We start from the raw sequence: 17,268 nt of genomic DNA on the forward strand, positions 1-17,268 counted from the left end.
GGGATCGGGCGCCGACGAAGCACCGGTCAGACGACTATCGGCTGCGATTCGGTGTGGAATCGCCCGGATTGTGACGGGGCCTTCTGGCAGGGGCCGGCCCGAACGACCCGACACGTGGCTCACGCAGACGCGCGACACAGACGCATACAGGAGATTAAAAGGTGACGATCCACGAGCACGACAGGGTGTCAGCAGACCGCGACGGCAGTGGACCGCACAACGCCCATGCTCTGGTTGATCGGCTGGCGGCCGGCGAGCCCTACGCGGTCGCATTCGGTGGCCAGGGCAGCGCCTGGTTGGAGACGCTCGAGGAGCTGGTCTCCGGTGCCGGCATCGAACCGGAACTGTCCGAGTTGGTCGGCGAGGTGCAGCTGTTGCTGGAACCGGTGGCTAAAGAGCTGGTCGTGGTGCGTCCGATCGGCTTCGAGCCGCTGCAGTGGGTCCGTGCGCTGGCGGCCGAAGACACGGTTCCCTCGGAAAAGCACCTGACCTCGGCGGCGGTCTCCATCCCGGGCGTGCTGCTGACCCAGATCGCTGCCATCCGGGCACTTGCCCGTCAGGGGATGGACCTCGCCGAAACTCCGCCGGTTGCGCTGGCCGGTCACTCGGCGGGCGTGCTGGCGGTCGAGGCACTCAAGGCAGGCGGTGCCCGCGACGTCGAGTTACTGGCCATGGGCCAGCTGATCGGCGCGGCCGGAACTCTGGTGGCGCGCCGCCGCGGTATCTCGGTGCTCGGCGATCGCCCGCCGATGGTGTCGGTCACCAACGCAGACCCGCAACGGATCAGCCAGCTACTCGACGAGTTCGCCCAGGACGTGCGCACGGTACTTCCGCCGGTGCTCTCGATCCGCAACGGTCGCCGTTCGGTCGTCATCACCGGGACCCCCGAGCAGCTGTCGCGCTTCGAGCTCTACTGCCAGCAGATCTCGGAGAAAGAAGAAGCAGACCGCAAGAACAAGGTGCGCGGGGGCGACGTCTTCGCGCCGGTCTTCGATCCGGTCAAGGTCGAGGTGGGCTTCCACACGCCCCGGTTGTCCGACGGCATCGACATCGTCGGCCGCTGGGCCGAAAAGGTCGGCCTCGATGTCGAGCTGGCCTGCCACCTGGCTAACGCCATCCTGGTCCGCAAGGTCGACTGGGTCGATGAGATCGCCAAGGTGAATGACGCCGGAGCTCGCTGGATTCTCGACCTGGGGCCCGGAGACATCCTGACCCGGCTGACGGCCCCGGTGATCCGTGGTCTGGGCATCGGCATCGTGCCTGCGGCCACCCGCGGCGGCCAGCGCAACCTGTTCACCGTCGGCGCCACCCCGGAGGTGGCCCGCGCCTGGTCGAGTTATGCGCCGACCGTCGTGCGCCTGCCCGACGGCAGGGTCAAGCTGTCGACCAAGTTCACCCGGCTGACCGGCCGGTCGCCCATCCTGCTGGCCGGCATGACCCCGACCACCGTCGACGCCAAGATCGTCGCCGCGGCGGCCAACGCCGGCCACTGGGCTGAGCTGGCCGGCGGCGGTCAGGTCACCGAGGAGATCTTCGCGGCCCGCGTCGCGGAGCTGTCCGGTCTGCTCGAGCCCGGCCGCACCTACCAGTTCAATGCGCTGTTCCTGGACCCGTACCTGTGGAAGTTGCAGTTGGGCGGCAAGCGGCTGGTGCAGAAGGCCCGCCAGTCCGGCGCCGCGATCGACGGCGTCGTGGTCAGCGCCGGCATCCCCGACCTCGAAGAAGCCGTCGAGCTGATCGAGGAGCTCAACGACATCGGCATCAGCCACGTCGTTTTCAAGCCCGGAACCATCGAGCAGATCCGCTCGGTGATCCGCATCGCCACCGAGGTGCCCACCCGGCCGGTGATCATGCACGTCGAAGGCGGCCGCGCCGGCGGCCACCACTCCTGGGAGGACCTCGACGACCTGCTGCTGGCGACCTACTCGGAGCTGCGTTCGCGCGCCAACATCACCGTCTGTGTCGGCGGCGGCATCGGCACGCCGGAACGAGCCGCGGACTACCTGTCCGGGCGCTGGGCGCAGGACTACGGCTTCCCGCTGATGCCGATCGACGGCATCCTGGTCGGCACCGCCGCGATGGCCACACTGGAGGCCACCACGTCGCCGTCGGTCAAGCAGATGCTGGTGGAGACCGGTGGCACCGACCAGTGGATCAGTGCCGGAAAAGCTCAGGGCGGCATGGCTTCCAGCCGTAGTCAACTCGGCGCCGACATCCACGAGATCGACAACAGCGCCTCGCGCTGCGGCCAGCTGCTCGACGAGGTGGCCGGCGACGCGGATGCCGTCGCGGAGCGTCGCGACGAGATCATCGCCGCGATGGCCAAGACCGCCAAGCCTTACTTCGGCGACGTCGCCGACATGACCTATCTGCAGTGGCTGCGGCGTTACGTTGAACTGGCTATCGGAGAAGGCGATTCGACCGCAGACACCGCGGCACCCGGCAGCCCGTGGTTGGCCGACACCTGGCGCGACCGCTTCGCGGAGATGCTCAAGCGGGCCGAAGCGCGTTTGCACGCACAGGATTTCGGTCCCATCGAAACCCAGTTCGCCGACCCGGCGCTGCTGGAGGACCCGGAACGCGCTGTCGCCACGCTGATCGCGCACTACCCGGACGCCGAAACCGTACAGCTGCATCCGGCAGATGTGCCGTTCTTCATCTCGCTGTGCAAGACCCTGGGCAAGCCGGTGAACTTCGTGCCGGTCATCGACAAGGACGTCCGGCGCTGGTGGCGCAGTGACTCGTTGTGGCAGGCTCACGACGCCCGCTACGACGCCGATCAGGTGTGCATCATCCCCGGACCCGCCGCCGTCGCCGGCATCACCCGACTGGACGAGCCGGTCGGTGAGCTGCTGGACCGCTTCGAGCAGGCCGCCATCGACGAGGTGTTGGGTAGCGGCGCCGAGCCGCAGGATGTCACCGCGCGCAGGCTCGGCCGCGCCGACATCCGGGGACCGCTGGCCGTGGTACTCGACGCGCCCGACGTGCTGTGGGCGGGCCGCACCACGATCAACCCGGTGCACCGGATCGCCGAGCCCGGCGACTGGCAGGTGCACGAAAACCGCACCGCGACACACACGTCCACCGGATCGCGACTGCAGGTGACGGCCGACGGCGTCACCCTGAGCGTGCCGGTGTCGGGCACCTGGATCGACATCCAATTCACCTTGCCCGCCAACACCGTCGACGGCGGCATTCCGGTGGTGTCCACTGAAAATGCCACCGCCGCCATGCGTTCCGTGCTGGCGATCGCCGCCGGAGTCGACGGCCCGGAGTCGCTGCCCGAGGTGGTCGACGGTACCGCAACGCTGACCGTGGACTGGGACCCCGAGCGGGTCGCCGACCACACCGGTGTCACCGCCACTTTCGGTGAGCCGCTGGCGCCGAGCCTGACCACCGTGCCCGACGCGCTCGTCGGACATTGCTGGCCCGCGGTTTTCGCGGCCATCGGGGCGGCGGTGACGGACGCCGGCGTCCCGGTGGTGGAGGGCCTGCTGAGCCTGGTGCACTTGGACCACGCCGTGCGGCTGGCCGGTCAGCTGCCGAAGGAACCGGCCCAATTGACCATCGCCGCAACCGCTTCCGACGCGACTGACACCGACATGGGCCGCGTCGTGCCGGTCACCGTCACGGTTACCGCGAGCGACGGTGGCGCTGTCGCGACCCTCGAGGAGCGGTTCGCGATCTTGGGCCGCACGGGCACGGCCGAGCTGACCGACCCGGCCCGGGCCGGCGGCGCGGTCTCCGAGAATGCCACCGACACCCCACGTCGGCGCCGCCGCGACGTCACTCTCGGTGCCCCGGTCGACATGCGTCCGTTCGCCGAGGTGTCCGGGGACCACAACCCCATCCACACCGACAAGGCGGCCGCGCTGCTGGCCGGTCTGGAATCGCCGATCGTGCATGGCATGTGGCTGTCCGCCGCGGCACAGCACGCCGTGACCGCTACCGACGGGCAGGCCCGGCCGCCGGCCCGGCTGATCGGCTGGACCGCCAGGTTCCTCGGCATGGTGCGCCCCGGCGACGAGGTGGAATTCCGGGTAGACAGGGTTGGAATCGACCAGGGCGCAGAGGTTCTGGAGGTTGCCGCCCGCATCGGATCGGATCTGGTGATGTCGGCGACCGCCCGGTTGGCCTCGCCGAAGACGGTCTACGCGTTCCCCGGGCAGGGGATTCAGCACAAGGGTATGGGCATGGACGTCCGGGCCCGTTCCAAGGCGGCCCGCAAAGTGTGGGACGAGGCCGACCGCTTCACCCGCGACACCCTCGGCTTCTCCGTGCTGCACGTGGTCCGGGACAACCCGACCAGCATCATCGCCAGCGGTGTGCACTACCACCACCCGGACGGCGTGCTGTTCTTGACGCAGTTCACTCAGGTCGCGATGGCGACGGTCGCGGCCGCACAGGTCGCCGAGATGCGCGAGCAGGGCGCCTTCGTGGAAACCGCGATCACCTGCGGGCACTCGGTCGGCGAGTACACCGCGCTGGCCTGCGTCAGTGGCGTGTTCGAACTGGATGCGTTGCTGGAAGCCGTGTTCCACCGCGGCTCCAAGATGCACGACATCGTGCCGCGCGACGAGCTGGGACGTTCCAACTACCGCTTGGCGGCCATCCGGCCCTCCCAGATCGACCTGCCCGATGACGAGGTGACCGACTTCGTCGCCGGAATCGCCGAGCGCACCGGGGAATTCCTGGAAATCGTCAACTTCAACCTGCGTGGCTCGCAGTACGCGATCGCCGGCACCGTGCGCGGTCTGGAGGCGCTGGAGGCCGAGGTCGAGCGGCGCCGCGAAATCACCGGCGGCAAGCGCTCATTCATCCTGGTGCCGGGTATCGACGTGCCCTTCCACTCGCGGGTGCTGCGGGTCGGGGTGGCCGAGTTCCGGCGCTCGCTGGAGCGCCTGATGCCGCGGGACAAGGACCCCGACGTGATCATCGGGCGTTACATCCCCAACCTGGTGCCGCGGCCGTTCACCCTGGACCGCGACTTCATTCAGGAGATCCGGGACCTGGTGCCCGCTGAACCGCTCGACGAGATCCTCGCCGACTATGACACCTGGCGTAACGAGCGCCCGCGCGACCTTGCCCGCAAGGTCCTGATCGAGCTACTGGCCTGGCAGTTCGCCAGCCCGGTGCGCTGGATCGAGACGCAGGACCTGCTTTTCATCGAAGAGGCCGCCGGCGGCCTGGGCGTGGAGCGGTTCGTCGAGATCGGTGTGAAGACCGCGCCGACCGTCGCGGGTCTGGCAACCAACACCCTCAAGCTGCCCGAATATGCGCACAGCACAATCGAAGTGCTGAACGCCGAGCGCGACGCCGCGGTGCTGTTCGCCACCGACACCGACCCCGAGCCGGAAGACGAGGTGGTGGAAGAGGCTTCCGCCGACGTTCCTGCGTCCGAGGCCGCGCCGGCCGCCTCAGCGCCGGCGCCAGCCGCACCGTCGGGCGGCCCCCGCCCCGATGACATTCCGTTCGATGCCGCGGACGCCACTTTGGCGTTGATCGCCATCTCCGCCAAGATGCGCCTGGACCAGATCGAGCCGCTGGACTCCATCGAGTCCATCACCGACGGCGCGTCGTCGCGGCGTAACCAGCTGCTGGTGGACCTCGGCTCCGAGCTGAACCTGGGTGCCATCGACGGTGCCGCGGAGGCCGATCTGGCCGGTCTGCGGGCGCAGGTCACCAAGCTGGCCCGCACGTACAAGCCCTTTGGCCCAGTGCTTTCCGATGCGATCAACGACCAGCTGCGTACGGTGCTCGGGCCCTCGGGCAAGCGGCCGGCGGCGATCGCCGAACGCGTGACGAAAACCTGGGAGCTGGGCGAGGGGTGGGCCAAGCACGTCACCGTCGAGGTGGCGCTGGGCACCCGGGAAGGCACCAGCGTTCGCGGCGGTGCCATGGGTCACCTACATGAAGGCGCCCTGGCTGACGCCGCGGCCGTCGACAAAGTCATCGACGCCGCGGTGGGTGCGGTCGGCGCGCGGCTCGGTATCGCCGTGTCACTCCCGTCCGCGGGTGGAGGCGGCGGCGCGACCGTCGACGCGGCCGCGCTGAGCGAGTTCACCGACCAGATCACCGGCCGCGACGGCGTGCTGGCTTCGGCGGCCCGGCTGGTGCTGGGTCAGCTGGGTCTCGACGACCCGGTGTCCGCGTCGCCGACCGCCACCGATGCGGAGCTCATCGACCTGGTGACGGCCGAATTGGGCGCGGACTGGCCACGTTTGGTGGCGCCGACGTTCGACGGCAAGAAGGCCGTGGTCTTCGACGACCGCTGGGCCAGTGCCCGCGAAGACCTGGTCAAGCTGTGGCTCACCGACGAGGGCGACATCGACGCCGACTGGTTGCGGCTGTCCGAACGCTTCGAGGGCGCCGGGCACGTGGTCGCCACCCAGGCCACCTGGTGGCAGGGCAAGTCGCTGGCTGCGGGCAAACAGATCCACGCCTCGCTGTACGGCCGCATCGCCGCCGGTGCCGAGAACCCGGACCCCGGGCCATACAACAACGAAATCGCAGTTGTGACAGGCGCTTCCAAGGGTTCCATCGCCGCTGCGGTGGCGGCACGCCTGCTCGACGGCGGCGCCACCGTGATCGCGACGACCTCCAAGCTCAACGACGAGCGACTGGCGTTCTACCGCACGCTCTACCGCGACCACGCCCGCTACGGTGCGGCGCTGTGGGTGGTGCCGGCCAACATGGCGTCCTACTCCGACATCGATGCGCTCGTCGAGTGGATCGGCAACGAGCAGAGCGAAAGCCTTGGGCCGCAGTCGATTCACATCAAGGACGCGCAGACTCCGACGCTGCTGTTCCCGTTCGCGGCACCGCGTGTCGTCGGGGACCTGTCCGAGGTCGGTGCGCGCGCCGAGATGGAGATGAAGGTGTTGCTGTGGGCCGTGCAACGGCTCATCAGCGGGCTGTCGAAGATCGGCGCCGAGCGAGACATCGCCTCGCGGTTGCACGTGGTGCTGCCGGGCTCGCCCAACCGTGGAATGTTCGGTGGGGACGGCGCCTACGGCGAGGCCAAGTCGGCGCTGGACGCCGTGGTGAGCCGCTGGCACGCCGAGACCTCCTGGGCGGAACGGGTCAGTCTTGCGCACGCGCTGATCGGCTGGACCCGCGGCACCGGGCTGATGGGCCACAATGACGCCATCGTCACCGCCGTCGAAGAGGCCGGCGTCACCACCTACTCGACCGATGAGATGGCGGGGTTGCTGCTGGGGCTGTGCGACGTGGAATCCAAAGTCGCCGCGGCCAGTTCGCCGATCAAGGCGGACCTGACCGGCGGCCTGGCCGAGGCGAAACTGGACATGGCCGAACTGGCGGCCAAGGCGCGCGAGGAGATGACCTCGGAGGCCGCGGGCGCGGAGGATGACGCGGCCGAGGGCACCATCTCAGCGCTGCCGTCACCGCCGCGCGGCTACACCCCGGCACCGCCCCCGGAGTGGGCGGACCTCGACGTCGACCCCGCCGACCTGGTGGTGATCGTCGGCGGCGCCGAACTCGGGCCGTACGGTTCGTCGCGCACCCGCTTCGAGATGGAGGTCGAGAATGAGCTGTCGGCCGCCGGCGTCCTCGAACTGGCCTGGACCACTGGCCTGATCCGTTGGGAAGACGACCCCCAACCGGGTTGGTACGACACCCAATCCGGCGATCTGGTCGACGAGTCCGAACTGGTCGAGCGGTATCACGACACCGTCGTGGAACGTTGCGGCATCCGCGAATTCGTCGACGACGGTGCGATCGACCCCGATCACGCCTCGCCGCTGCTGGTTTCGGTGTTCCTCGACAAGGACTTCACCTTCGTGGTGTCCTCGGAAGCCGAGGCTCGATCCTTCGCCGAGTTCGACCCCGAGCACACCGTGGTGCGCCCGGTGCCCGACTCCGGTGACTGGCAGGTCACCCGCAAGGCCGGCACCGAAGTGCGGGTGCCACGCAAGACCAAGCTGTCGCGAGTGGTGGGCGCGCAGATCCCGACCGGGTTCGACCCGACGGTGTGGGGGATCAGCCCGGACATGGCCACCTCGATCGACCGGGTGGCGCTGTGGAACATCGTGACCACCGTCGACGCCTTCCTGTCCGCCGGGTTCAGCCCGGCCGAGGTGATGCGCTACGTGCATCCGAGCCTGGTGGCCAGCACCCAGGGCACCGGTATGGGTGGCATGACGTCGATGCAGACCATGTACCACGGGAACCTGCTCGGCCGGAACAAGCCGAACGACATCCTGCAGGAAGTGCTGCCGAATGTTGTTGCCGCGCATGTGATTCAGTCCTACGTCGGCAGCTACGGGTCGATGATCCACCCGGTTGCCGCCTGTGCCACGGCGGCGGTCTCGGTCGAGGAGGGCATGGACAAGATCCGGCTCGGCAAGGCCGAGTTGGTGGTGGCCGGTGGCCTGGACGACCTGACGCTGGAGGCCATCATCGGCTTCGGCGACATGGCCGCCACCGCCGACACGTCGATGATGCGCGGCCGCGGCATCGAGGACTCGAAGTTCTCCCGGCCGAACGACCGGCGCCGGCTCGGCTTCGTCGAAGCCCAGGGCGGCGGCACCATCCTGCTGGCACGCGGCGACCTCGCCCTGCGCATGGGACTGCCGGTGCTGGCCGTCGTGGCCTTCGCGCAGTCCTTCGGCGACGGAGTGCACACCTCGATCCCGGCACCGGGCCTCGGCGCCCTGGGCGCTGGCCGCGGTGGCAGGGACTCGGCACTGGCGCACGCGCTGGGCAAGCTGGGTGTGACCGCAGACGACATCGCGGTGATCTCCAAGCACGACACGTCGACGCTGGCCAACGACCCCAACGAGACGGAACTGCACGAGCGGCTCGCGGACTCCCTGGGGCGTTCAGCCGGTGCACCGCTGTTCGTGGTGTCGCAGAAGAGCCTGACCGGTCACGCCAAGGGCGGTGCCGCCGTCTTCCAGACGATGGGGCTGTGCCAGATGCTGCGGGACGGAGTGATCCCGCCCAACCGCAGCCTGGACTGCGTCGACGACGAGCTGGCCGGTTCGTCGCACTTCGTCTGGGTTCGGGACACACTGCGGCTCGGCGAGAAGTTCCCGCTCAAGGCGGGAATGCTGACCAGTCTCGGGTTTGGCCACGTGTCGGGTCTGGTTGCGCTGGTGCACCCGCAGGCGTTCATCGCCTCGCTGGAGCCTGGGCAGCGCGCGGACTACCAGCGTCGGGCCGACGCACGGCTGCTGGCCGGTCAGCGCCGGCTGGCCTCGGCGATCGCCGGCGGCGAGCCGATGTACCAGCGGCCGCCGGACCGTAGGTTCGACCACGACGCGCCGGAGAAGCGGCAGGAGGCGACGATGCTGCTGAACCCGGCCGCGCGGTTGGGTGACGACCAGATCTATGGGGCCTACCAGGCCCCTGCCGGGTGACCCGTCGGATCCGTTAACCTGGCCACCCATGGGAATCGTCGGAATCGGGATTGACCTTGTCTCCATACCTGATTTCGCCGAACAGGTGGACCAGCCGGGAACGGTGTTCGCGGAGACCTTCACTCCGGGTGAGCGCCGCGACGCCTCGGACAAGAGTTCGTCGGCGGCGCGTCACCTGGCGGCCCGTTGGGCGGCCAAGGAGGCGGTGATCAAGGCGTGGTCGGGGTCCCGGTTCGCCCAGCGACCGGTGTTGCCGGAGGACATCCACCGCGACATCGAGGTGGTCACCGACATGTGGGGCCGCCCGCGGGTCCGGTTGAGCGGTGAGATCGCCAAGCACCTGGCCGACGTGACGATCCATGTCTCGCTGACCCACGAAGCCGACACGGCAGCCGCGGTCGCGATTCTGGAGACCTCTTAGGGCGAGCAGACACAAAATCGCCGTGGAGCTTGCGCTCCAACGCGATTTTGCGTCTGCTCGCGCGGGCGGCGTGGGTTTTTCTGCCGCGCAACTCTTTTCGCCACGCCGCACTACGCAGATGAATGAATTCATTTACACGCGGAGCTCGAAGTACTACTCTTTGTGGTACTACCGAACGTAGTAATACGCGCGACAGCCGGCTCGCAACGGCGCGGGTCCGGTGGTGAGGGGATGATCGCCATGACGGCCCATGCCATTGACTCCCGCTTCCATCCGTCGGCGACGCTGCGCCGTCAGCTCAACAAGGTGTTCCCCACGCACTGGTCATTCCTGCTCGGCGAGATCGCGCTGTACAGCTTCATCGTGCTGCTGATCACCGGCGTGTACCTGACGTTGTTTTTCGACCCGTCGATGGCGGAGGTGACCTACCACGGCGTCTATCAGCCGCTGCGCGGCGTGGAGATGTCGCGGGCCTACGAGTCGGCGCTGAACATCTCCTTCGAAGTCCGCGGAGGGTTGTTCGTCCGCCAGGTGCACCACTGGGCGGCGCTGATGTTCGCCGCGTCGATCATGGTGCACCTGGCACGGGTGTTCTTCACCGGCGCGTTCCGGCGCCCGCGTGAGGCGAACTGGGTGATCGGGTCGCTGTTGCTGATCCTGACGATGTTCGAGGGTTACTTCGGCTACTCGCTGCCGGACGACCTGCTCTCGGGCATCGGTCTGCGCGCGGCGCTGTCGTCAATCACGCTGGGATTGCCGGTGATTGGCACCTGGCTGCATTGGGGACTGTTCGGCGGTGACTTTCCCGGCACGGTCCTGATTCCGCGGCTGTACGCGCTGCACGTACTGCTGATCCCAGGGCTGCTGCTGGCCCTCATCGGGGTGCACGTGGCGCTGGTGTGGTTTCAGAAGCACACCCAGTTCGCGGGTCCGGGCCGTACCGAGCACAACGTGGTCGGCGTGCGGGTGATGCCGACGTTCGCGGTCAAGTCCGGTGCCTTCTTCGCGTCCATCGTCGGTGTGCTGGGCCTGATGGGCGGGCTGCTGCAGATCAACCCGATCTGGAACCTGGGACCCTACAAGCCATCTCAGGTGGCGGCGGGTTCGCAGCCGGACTTCTACATGATGTGGCCGGACGGCTTGCAGCGACTGCTGCCGGCCTGGGAGCTGTACATCGGGCACCACACGGTGCCGGCGACGGTCTGGGTGGCCCTGCTCATGGGGCTGGTCTTCGTGCTGCTGATCGTCTATCCGTTCCTGGAGAAGCGGTTCACCGGTGACTACGCGCACCACAATCTGTTGCAGCGCCCGCGGGATGTGCCGGTGCGCACCGCAATCGGCGCCATGGCGGTCAGCTTCTACCTGGTCCTCACCCTGGCGGCGATGAACGACATCATCGCCTTCACGTTCCACATCTCGTTGAATGCGACGACGTGGATCGGGCGCATCGGCATGGTGATCCTGCCGCCGCTGGTGTATTTCATCGCCTACCGGTGGGCCGTAGGCCTGCAGCGCAGTGATCGCGCGGTGCTGGAACACGGCGTGGAGACCGGCATCATCAGGCGGCTGCCGCACGGCGCCTACATTGAGTTGCACCAGCCGCTCGGCGGGCCAATTCCGTTGAGCTATCAGGGCGCACCGCTGCCGAAGCGAATGAACAAGCTGGGCTCCGGCGGCTCACCCGGCAGCGGCGGCCTGTTGCTGGCGGATCCGGTGACCGAGGACTCGGCGTTGCGCGAGGCGGGTCGGCGGGCCCACCAGCGTGCTTTGGCCGCATTGCGTGACGCAAACAGCTAGGCCGAGCAGACGCAAAATCGCCTTGGAGCTTGCGCTCCAAGGCGATTTTGCGTCTGCTCGCGGGAGTTAGCGAGCCAAACTGCGGGCGTAGCCGGCGCCCATGCTCAGCAAGACCAGGCCCACGATGATGAACGCGGCGACCCGGAAGATGCCGTCCAGGGTGGCGAGGTCGAACAGGAACAGCTTCCCGGTGGCCGCCGCGGTCAGTGCCAGACCGGCGGTGATCGACTCGGTGCGACGCTCCCGCTCGCTGCGCAGCGCATGGACGAAAAGTCCTGCCGCCATGGCGATCCAGCAGATGGTGGCAGCCATGTGACCGGCCAGGAATCCCCCGCCGGTGCCACCGATGACGACACCGGCGGTCACCGTGAAAGCCGTGACGGCGTACACGACCAGCGCTGCGGCCGAGGCCACCAGCAACCCGGCGGCCTCGGACTCGAGCCACGCCCGGGTCATCACCACGGCGAAGGCGATGACGAGCAGGCTGGCGGCCAACGTCGACACCGCCACTGAGGTCGGTATCGCGGTGGCCCGCAGCAACGCCTGCAGTGGCGCATAGCTGTAGAACAGTCCGCAGCCGATGACGCCGAATCCCAACGCAATCCAGCGGGCAACGGTGTCCCGGCGGCCCACGATGGCGGTGACGATGGCCAGCGCCAACAGCACCGGGCCTTCGACGTAGCCGGTGCACGCGACACTGAGGGCGACCAGCGCCGAGATCGCCGACCACACCAGCCAGATCTGGGTGACGATGCGGGGGCGCCGGCCGATCAGCGCGGCAGCCAAGATACCCACCGCCAGAGCAGCGGTCAGAACGGCGGCCAGCACACGATCCACCGAGATTGCACTGGCCAGTACCGGGGCGGTGCCGACCGAGGTCAGCAGCGCCAGTGTGCCGGGATTCCTGGTGGCCGGCAGCAGCACGAGACCGGTGGCGATCGCCAGGATCGCGGCCACGGCGCAGGCGCCGCCCAGCAGCCACGCATTGTCATGCGGGCCGGCTGCCGGTAACGCGACCAGTAGCGGCAGTGTGGCCGCCGCGATCCGGGCAGCATGCATCCACGTCCAGTCCTTGCCCAACTGCACCGGCAGCGCAGCGGCGGACAGGGCGAGCATGAAGCTGATCAGCAACAGGTCCACCCCGTGGGTGATCTCCGGAGCCAGCACGATCAGCGGCACCAACACCAGCAGGGCGAGGTGTTCGGAGTCCCAGCGGCGGGCCAGCACCAGCCCGGCGCCGCCCACGACGGCGGCCAGGACCAGCCCGAGCGGCGCGGCAACCCACCTGTAGATGGTCACGACGGCAATGACGTCCAGGTAGGCGGTGGCAATACCCGTGGCCGCCAACGCAATTGCACCAGTCCGGCCCCCGGGCCGGCCGAGCAACCGGATTGCCGCACCGACCAGTGCGCCCGCCAATGCCATGCCACCGGCCACCCGGATCTCCGGCCGAAGCAGACCGGCCTGCGCGGCCAGCACCAGCAACAGCACGACACCGATCAGCGTCACGGCGACGCCGGCGACGGCGAGCAGCTTGCCGATCCAGCTCGATTCGCCCTGTTCGGACACTGTTTCCGGGCGCTGTGGGGGAGGGGTCGCGTCAGGCCTCGGTGTGGATCGGGGCTGAGGTCGGGGCACCGGTGGCGCGACGGCCGCCGGCTGCCAGTACTGCCAGTAGTTCTGCCAATACGATGCGGCCTGCTGCTGAGGTGTCTGCGGCTGCGGGGCGACGGGCGGTGGCGGTACGAAGACGGGCGCCGGCCGCGGCGTGGGACGGGCCTCGGTTGTGGCAAGCAATCTGTCCAACTGCGTGAGTTCACCCGAGACCCGGGACATTTGCCGGGCCAGGGCATCGAACTCGTGCGAAAGCCGGCTGATCACAGCCTGATGCGATTCGGTCATGGTGACCCACCCTGCCGGGACCGCGGCGCGACCGGATGAGTAGGACTACCTGAATGGCGCTATTGGTCGAGCCCGTGCTCGATCGCGTAGCGCGTCAGTTCGACCCGGTTGGCGACCTGCAGCTTGCGGAAGGTTGCCTGCACGTGGTTTTCCACGGTCCGGTGGCTCAACGAGAGCCGCTCGGCGATCTGTTTGGCGGACAACCCTTTTGCGACAAATCGCAATACCTCGGTCTCCCGTTCGGTGAGACTCGGGGTGGCCGGGCCGGTGTTTGGGCTCGTCGCGATACGCCGGTACTCGCCGAGCACCAGCCCGGCCAGACTCGGCGTGAAGACGGCGCGCCCGCCCGCGGTGGCCCGCACCGCATCGGCCAGCTCGGCCTTGGACGCGCTCTTGACCAGATAACCGGCCGCCCCGGCCTTGACCGCTTCCAGCACGTCGTCGCGTTCATCGGAGGCCGAGAGCACCAGCACCTTGGTGGACGGCGAAACCTCGAGCACCTGCATCGTCGCTTCAACGCCGTCACCGTCGGCCAGGCGCATGTCCATCACCACCACATCGGGTTTCACCACCGCTGCCCGCCGCCGCGCGGACGCGACGCCGTCGGCGGTAGCGACCACGTTGAAGCCGTCGTCGGCCAGATCGCGGGCCACCGCGTCGCGCCAGATGGGGTGGTCGTCGACGACCATCACCGTAGGTTCGGCCGCCTCAGTCATGACGGGGCACGCTCAGTTCCCATTCCGTTCCCTTTCCCGGGCTGGTGTGCAGTTCAGCGCTGCCGCCCAACGACTTCAACCGTCCCACAATCGACTTCGAAATTCCGACATGTCCCTGGCCGGCCGCTTCCTGCAGGCGACCGGGGGCGATGCCCACCCCGTCATCCCGAATGCTCACTGTGACCGAATCGCCCAGGTCCTCCAGGAGCACGAAGGCGCGCGCTTCAGGACCGGCGTGCGCGCGCACGTTGTCCAACGCGTTGCCCACCGCGGCGTCCAATTCGGTGGCGATACCGCCGTCCATCAGAACAGCGGTGCCCGGCAGGCTCATCGAGACGCGCTCGCCTTCCCGGCGGCGGAGCAGGGCGCGAACATCGACGGTCTCGTCGGTGTCTGCTTCCATCTCGGTAGAGGTCACCCAACTACGCAGCGCCCGTTCCTGTTCGCCGGCGAGGGTAGCGAGTTCGGCTGCGGCGCCACCGATTTCGTGGCCCCGTTTGGCCACCAGCGCCAGCACCTGGATGACACCGTCGTGCACCTGCCGCGACAATCGCTCTCGTTCCTCCACCGCTGCCGACAAGCGCGCGGCGCGCTGCAGTTCGTCATGCGCGCGGCGGGCCGTGCTGGCCGCCAGTCCCACCGCGAGGCCGGCCGCCAACTCGACGATGATCGTGGCGTTACGCCCCAGGTTGACGTTGATATAGCCCTTGACGAATTCGCTGGCGGCGGTGACCGCCACGCCGGTCAACATGCCGCCGGTGGGGCCGAACTGCAGAGCCGCCGAGATCGTGGCGTTGCTGGCCCACAGGGTCGTCGGCCAGGTCTGATTGTTGTGCGCCCACTGCCCGGAGGCGACCACCTCGGTGGACAGCATGAGCGCCACCACCACGATGAGTTCGGCGATCACCCAGGCCGGTCGTCGTCCGAAACCTTGCAGGTAGGCGAAGGCGCAGGCCGCGCTCCAGCCGATGAGCACCGCGAACAAGGCCCAGCCCAGCGCGGGATGGCGCAGATCAGAGCTGACGGCGACATGAAAACCCAACGCGTACAGGCAGCTCAGCAGCCGGAACAGCTGTGCCGCCCGCCACAGCGGTGTCGTCGGGTCAGGGCCGGTGGTCGCCATTACGGGCTCAGCATAGCCAGCGCCTGAGGCCTGACCGATCTGCTTCGGTGGGCCGTTGGTCATGGGGTTGCTTCGGCCGACGCCTATTGCGCACGCATGGAACAGCGGTTAGCCTGCCAATGTTACTCAGCGGTAGGTTAAGTGGGGTTTCGCTCGAGGATTCGATCTGCGAGTCACCCCAGGGGCGGCGCGCTGACCGGGTGATCAGATCGGCGGGAGTGGTTCCCAGCTAACTCCGCTCGCTCGCGGAACTGTGAGCTCAGTTCGTGCATAATCGTGACCCTCAGTGGTTTCTCTGAGGGAAGAAGTTCCTGCCTGAAAACTATTCTTGGTGCTTAAGTACAGCTTGCTGTCAATTAGCTGAGAGTTACTGACGCCCCGCGATCTCATATTAAATTCATCTTCGTGCAGCGACCGCTGGTCACTTCCCTCAGCTAATCAAAGGAGACGTAGATGTCATTTGTGATCGCCGTACCGGAGCTGGTTGAGGCGGCGGCCGACGACTTGGCCGGCATTCAAGTGGCCCTGGGGGAGGCGACCGCGTCCGCGGCGGCCCCGACGACGTCGGTGTTGCCTGCCGGGGCTGACGAGGTTTCGGCGGCGATCGCTCAGTTGTTCGGTGCCCATGGCCGGGACTTTCAGGCACTGACTACGCGGGTAGCGTTGTTCCACAACGACTTTATGAGTCTGCTGAGCTCTGGCGCGACGCAGTACGCCAGTGCCGAAGCGAACGCTGCGGCGCTGCTCGCCAGCTCGGCGGCCGGTGCGGCGACGTCGCCCATGCAGGGACTGGTGGCATTCGCCAGTGCTGTCGCGGCGCCCTATCAGGCGCTGTTCGCGAACACCGCCGCCAACCTGCAGAATCTGGGTGCCGCCATCTCGGCGAATCCGCTGCCGTTTCTCCGCCAGTTAATCGAAAATCAGGGCGGTTATCTGCAGACGGCAGCAGCCGCGGTGGCCGATGCGGTGCAAAATCTTCCCGTCGCAGTAGCCAATTTGCCGCTCTCCATTCAGAACGGCATACAGGCCATAACAAATTTTCAGCCCGCTGCTCTGGCGCAGTGGGTCGTCAACAACCAGATCGGCTATTTCAACACGATTGCGACCTCACTCCAGGCTGCCGGCAAAGACTTCATGACCGGCTTGCAGGCCTTGCCGGCCAGTTTTCAAGCTGCCGGCCAGGCCCTGCAGGCAGGCGACTTTCAGGGCGCTGTAGACGACGTCTCGACCGGCTTCGTGAACCTGTTCCTGACCGGCTTCAGCGGCGAACTCGACTTCGACACCGGCTTCGTCAACGTCGCGGCGACGGGTGCCTTCGGCGATCTGACACCCATCTTTTCCATTCCCGGACAGATGGCACAGAACTTCACCAGCCTGCTGCCGACCGGGTCGATTCCGGCCATGATCTCCCAGAACGTCACCAACCTCATCGACACAGCCACCGACACGTCGCAGTGGATAAATCTCGGTGTGAGCAGCCTTCCCATCCCTCTGCATGTCGGGTTGCCCGTCGTTCTGGCGCTCGATGCGATCGGTCCGGTGCTCACCACCGGCGATGCGGTGCAATCGAGCCTGGCCTCGTTGACCGCGGCGGTGCAGACCGGCGATGTCGCGGGGGCGGCGGCGGCAATCCTCGGTGCGCCCGCAACCGTCGCCAACGGTTTCCTCAACGGGCAGACCATGCTGCCGCTGAATGCGGGGGTCAGTTTCCCGGGCGGTGGTGGGGTTCTCAATTCGACGACGTACCTGCCGCTGGGCGGAATTCTGACCCCGCTTCAGGGCGGCGAACTCGTCACAGACATCACGCCGGGCGTGCCGTTCCCGCTCGGTGGCGCCGAGTTCGGCGGCATCATCCCCGGCCTGCTGACCTACCTGCCCGAACAATTCGCGCAGGCCATCGGGGCCCTGCCGCCGGCGCTTTAGGCG

7 protein-coding genes are annotated in these 17,268 nt (G+C 67.7%); 4 read left to right on the forward strand and 3 right to left on the reverse strand.

All coding sequences use genetic code 11. From position 1 onward, the window contains the following. Positions 1 to 161: 161 nt before the first annotated feature. The 3 genes from AO501_RS11310 (at position 162) to AO501_RS11320 (ending at position 11,601) form a co-directional block, all read left to right on the forward strand. The gene (locus AO501_RS11310) at positions 162 to 9,383 is read left to right on the forward strand and encodes a type I polyketide synthase (protein WP_055577799.1); all 9,222 of its coding nucleotides are present in this window, start codon (positions 162 to 164) and stop codon (positions 9,381 to 9,383) included. Positions 9,384 to 9,411: 28 nt separating this feature from the next. Further along, complete coding sequence (locus AO501_RS11315) at positions 9,412 to 9,804, forward strand: holo-ACP synthase (protein WP_055577800.1); 393 nt, start codon at positions 9,412 to 9,414, stop codon at positions 9,802 to 9,804. 231 nt (positions 9,805 to 10,035) lie between these two features. Continuing rightward, positions 10,036 to 11,601: a cytochrome b gene (locus AO501_RS11320; RefSeq protein WP_055577801.1), complete on the forward strand. Its 1,566-nt coding sequence runs from the start codon at positions 10,036 to 10,038 to the stop codon at positions 11,599 to 11,601. A gap of 66 nt (positions 11,602 to 11,667) precedes the next feature. Here the strand turns inward: AO501_RS11320 and AO501_RS11325 are convergent, their stop codons facing one another. From AO501_RS11325 to macS, 3 genes are read right to left on the reverse strand one after another with little or no spacing between them, the layout of a single operon-like run. Further along, complete coding sequence (locus AO501_RS11325) at positions 11,668 to 13,503, reverse strand: DUF2339 domain-containing protein (protein ID WP_055577802.1); 1,836 nt, start codon at positions 13,501 to 13,503, stop codon at positions 11,668 to 11,670. Between the two features lie 59 nt (positions 13,504 to 13,562). Then, entirely contained in the window at positions 13,563 to 14,219 is a 657-nt protein-coding gene (locus AO501_RS11330) for a response regulator (RefSeq protein WP_055577803.1), read from the reverse strand. Beyond that, the gene (gene macS, locus AO501_RS11335) at positions 14,212 to 15,342 is read right to left on the reverse strand and encodes a MacS family sensor histidine kinase (protein WP_055577920.1); all 1,131 of its coding nucleotides are present in this window, start codon (positions 15,340 to 15,342) and stop codon (positions 14,212 to 14,214) included. The genes AO501_RS11330 and macS overlap by 8 nt, the downstream gene beginning before the upstream one ends. Before the next feature lie 453 nt (positions 15,343 to 15,795). Between macS and AO501_RS40160 the strand changes: the two genes are divergently transcribed. Further along, entirely contained in the window at positions 15,796 to 17,265 is a 1,470-nt protein-coding gene (locus AO501_RS40160) for a PE family protein (protein WP_055577804.1), read from the forward strand. Positions 17,266 to 17,268: the final 3 nt, after the last annotated feature.

The organism is Mycobacterium gordonae, assembly GCF_001417955.2.
Classification (GTDB): Bacteria; Actinomycetota; Actinomycetes; order Mycobacteriales; family Mycobacteriaceae; genus Mycobacterium; species Mycobacterium gordonae_B.

Bases quoted from the DNA above. Each gene is read 5' to 3' on its own strand.
- AO501_RS40160 (WP_055577804.1), top strand. From the start codon at position 15,796: ATGTCATTTGTGATCGCCGTACCGGAGCTGGTTGAGGCGGCGGCCGAC.
- AO501_RS11325 (WP_055577802.1), bottom strand. From the start codon at position 13,503: ATGACCGAATCGCATCAGGCTGTGATCAGCCGGCTTTCGCACGAGTTC.
- AO501_RS11315 (WP_055577800.1), top strand. From the start codon at position 9,412: ATGGGAATCGTCGGAATCGGGATTGACCTTGTCTCCATACCTGATTTC.
- AO501_RS11320 (WP_055577801.1), top strand. From the start codon at position 10,036: ATGATCGCCATGACGGCCCATGCCATTGACTCCCGCTTCCATCCGTCG.
- AO501_RS11330 (WP_055577803.1), bottom strand. From the start codon at position 14,219: ATGACTGAGGCGGCCGAACCTACGGTGATGGTCGTCGACGACCACCCC.
- macS (WP_055577920.1), bottom strand. From the start codon at position 15,342: ATGGCGACCACCGGCCCTGACCCGACGACACCGCTGTGGCGGGCGGCA.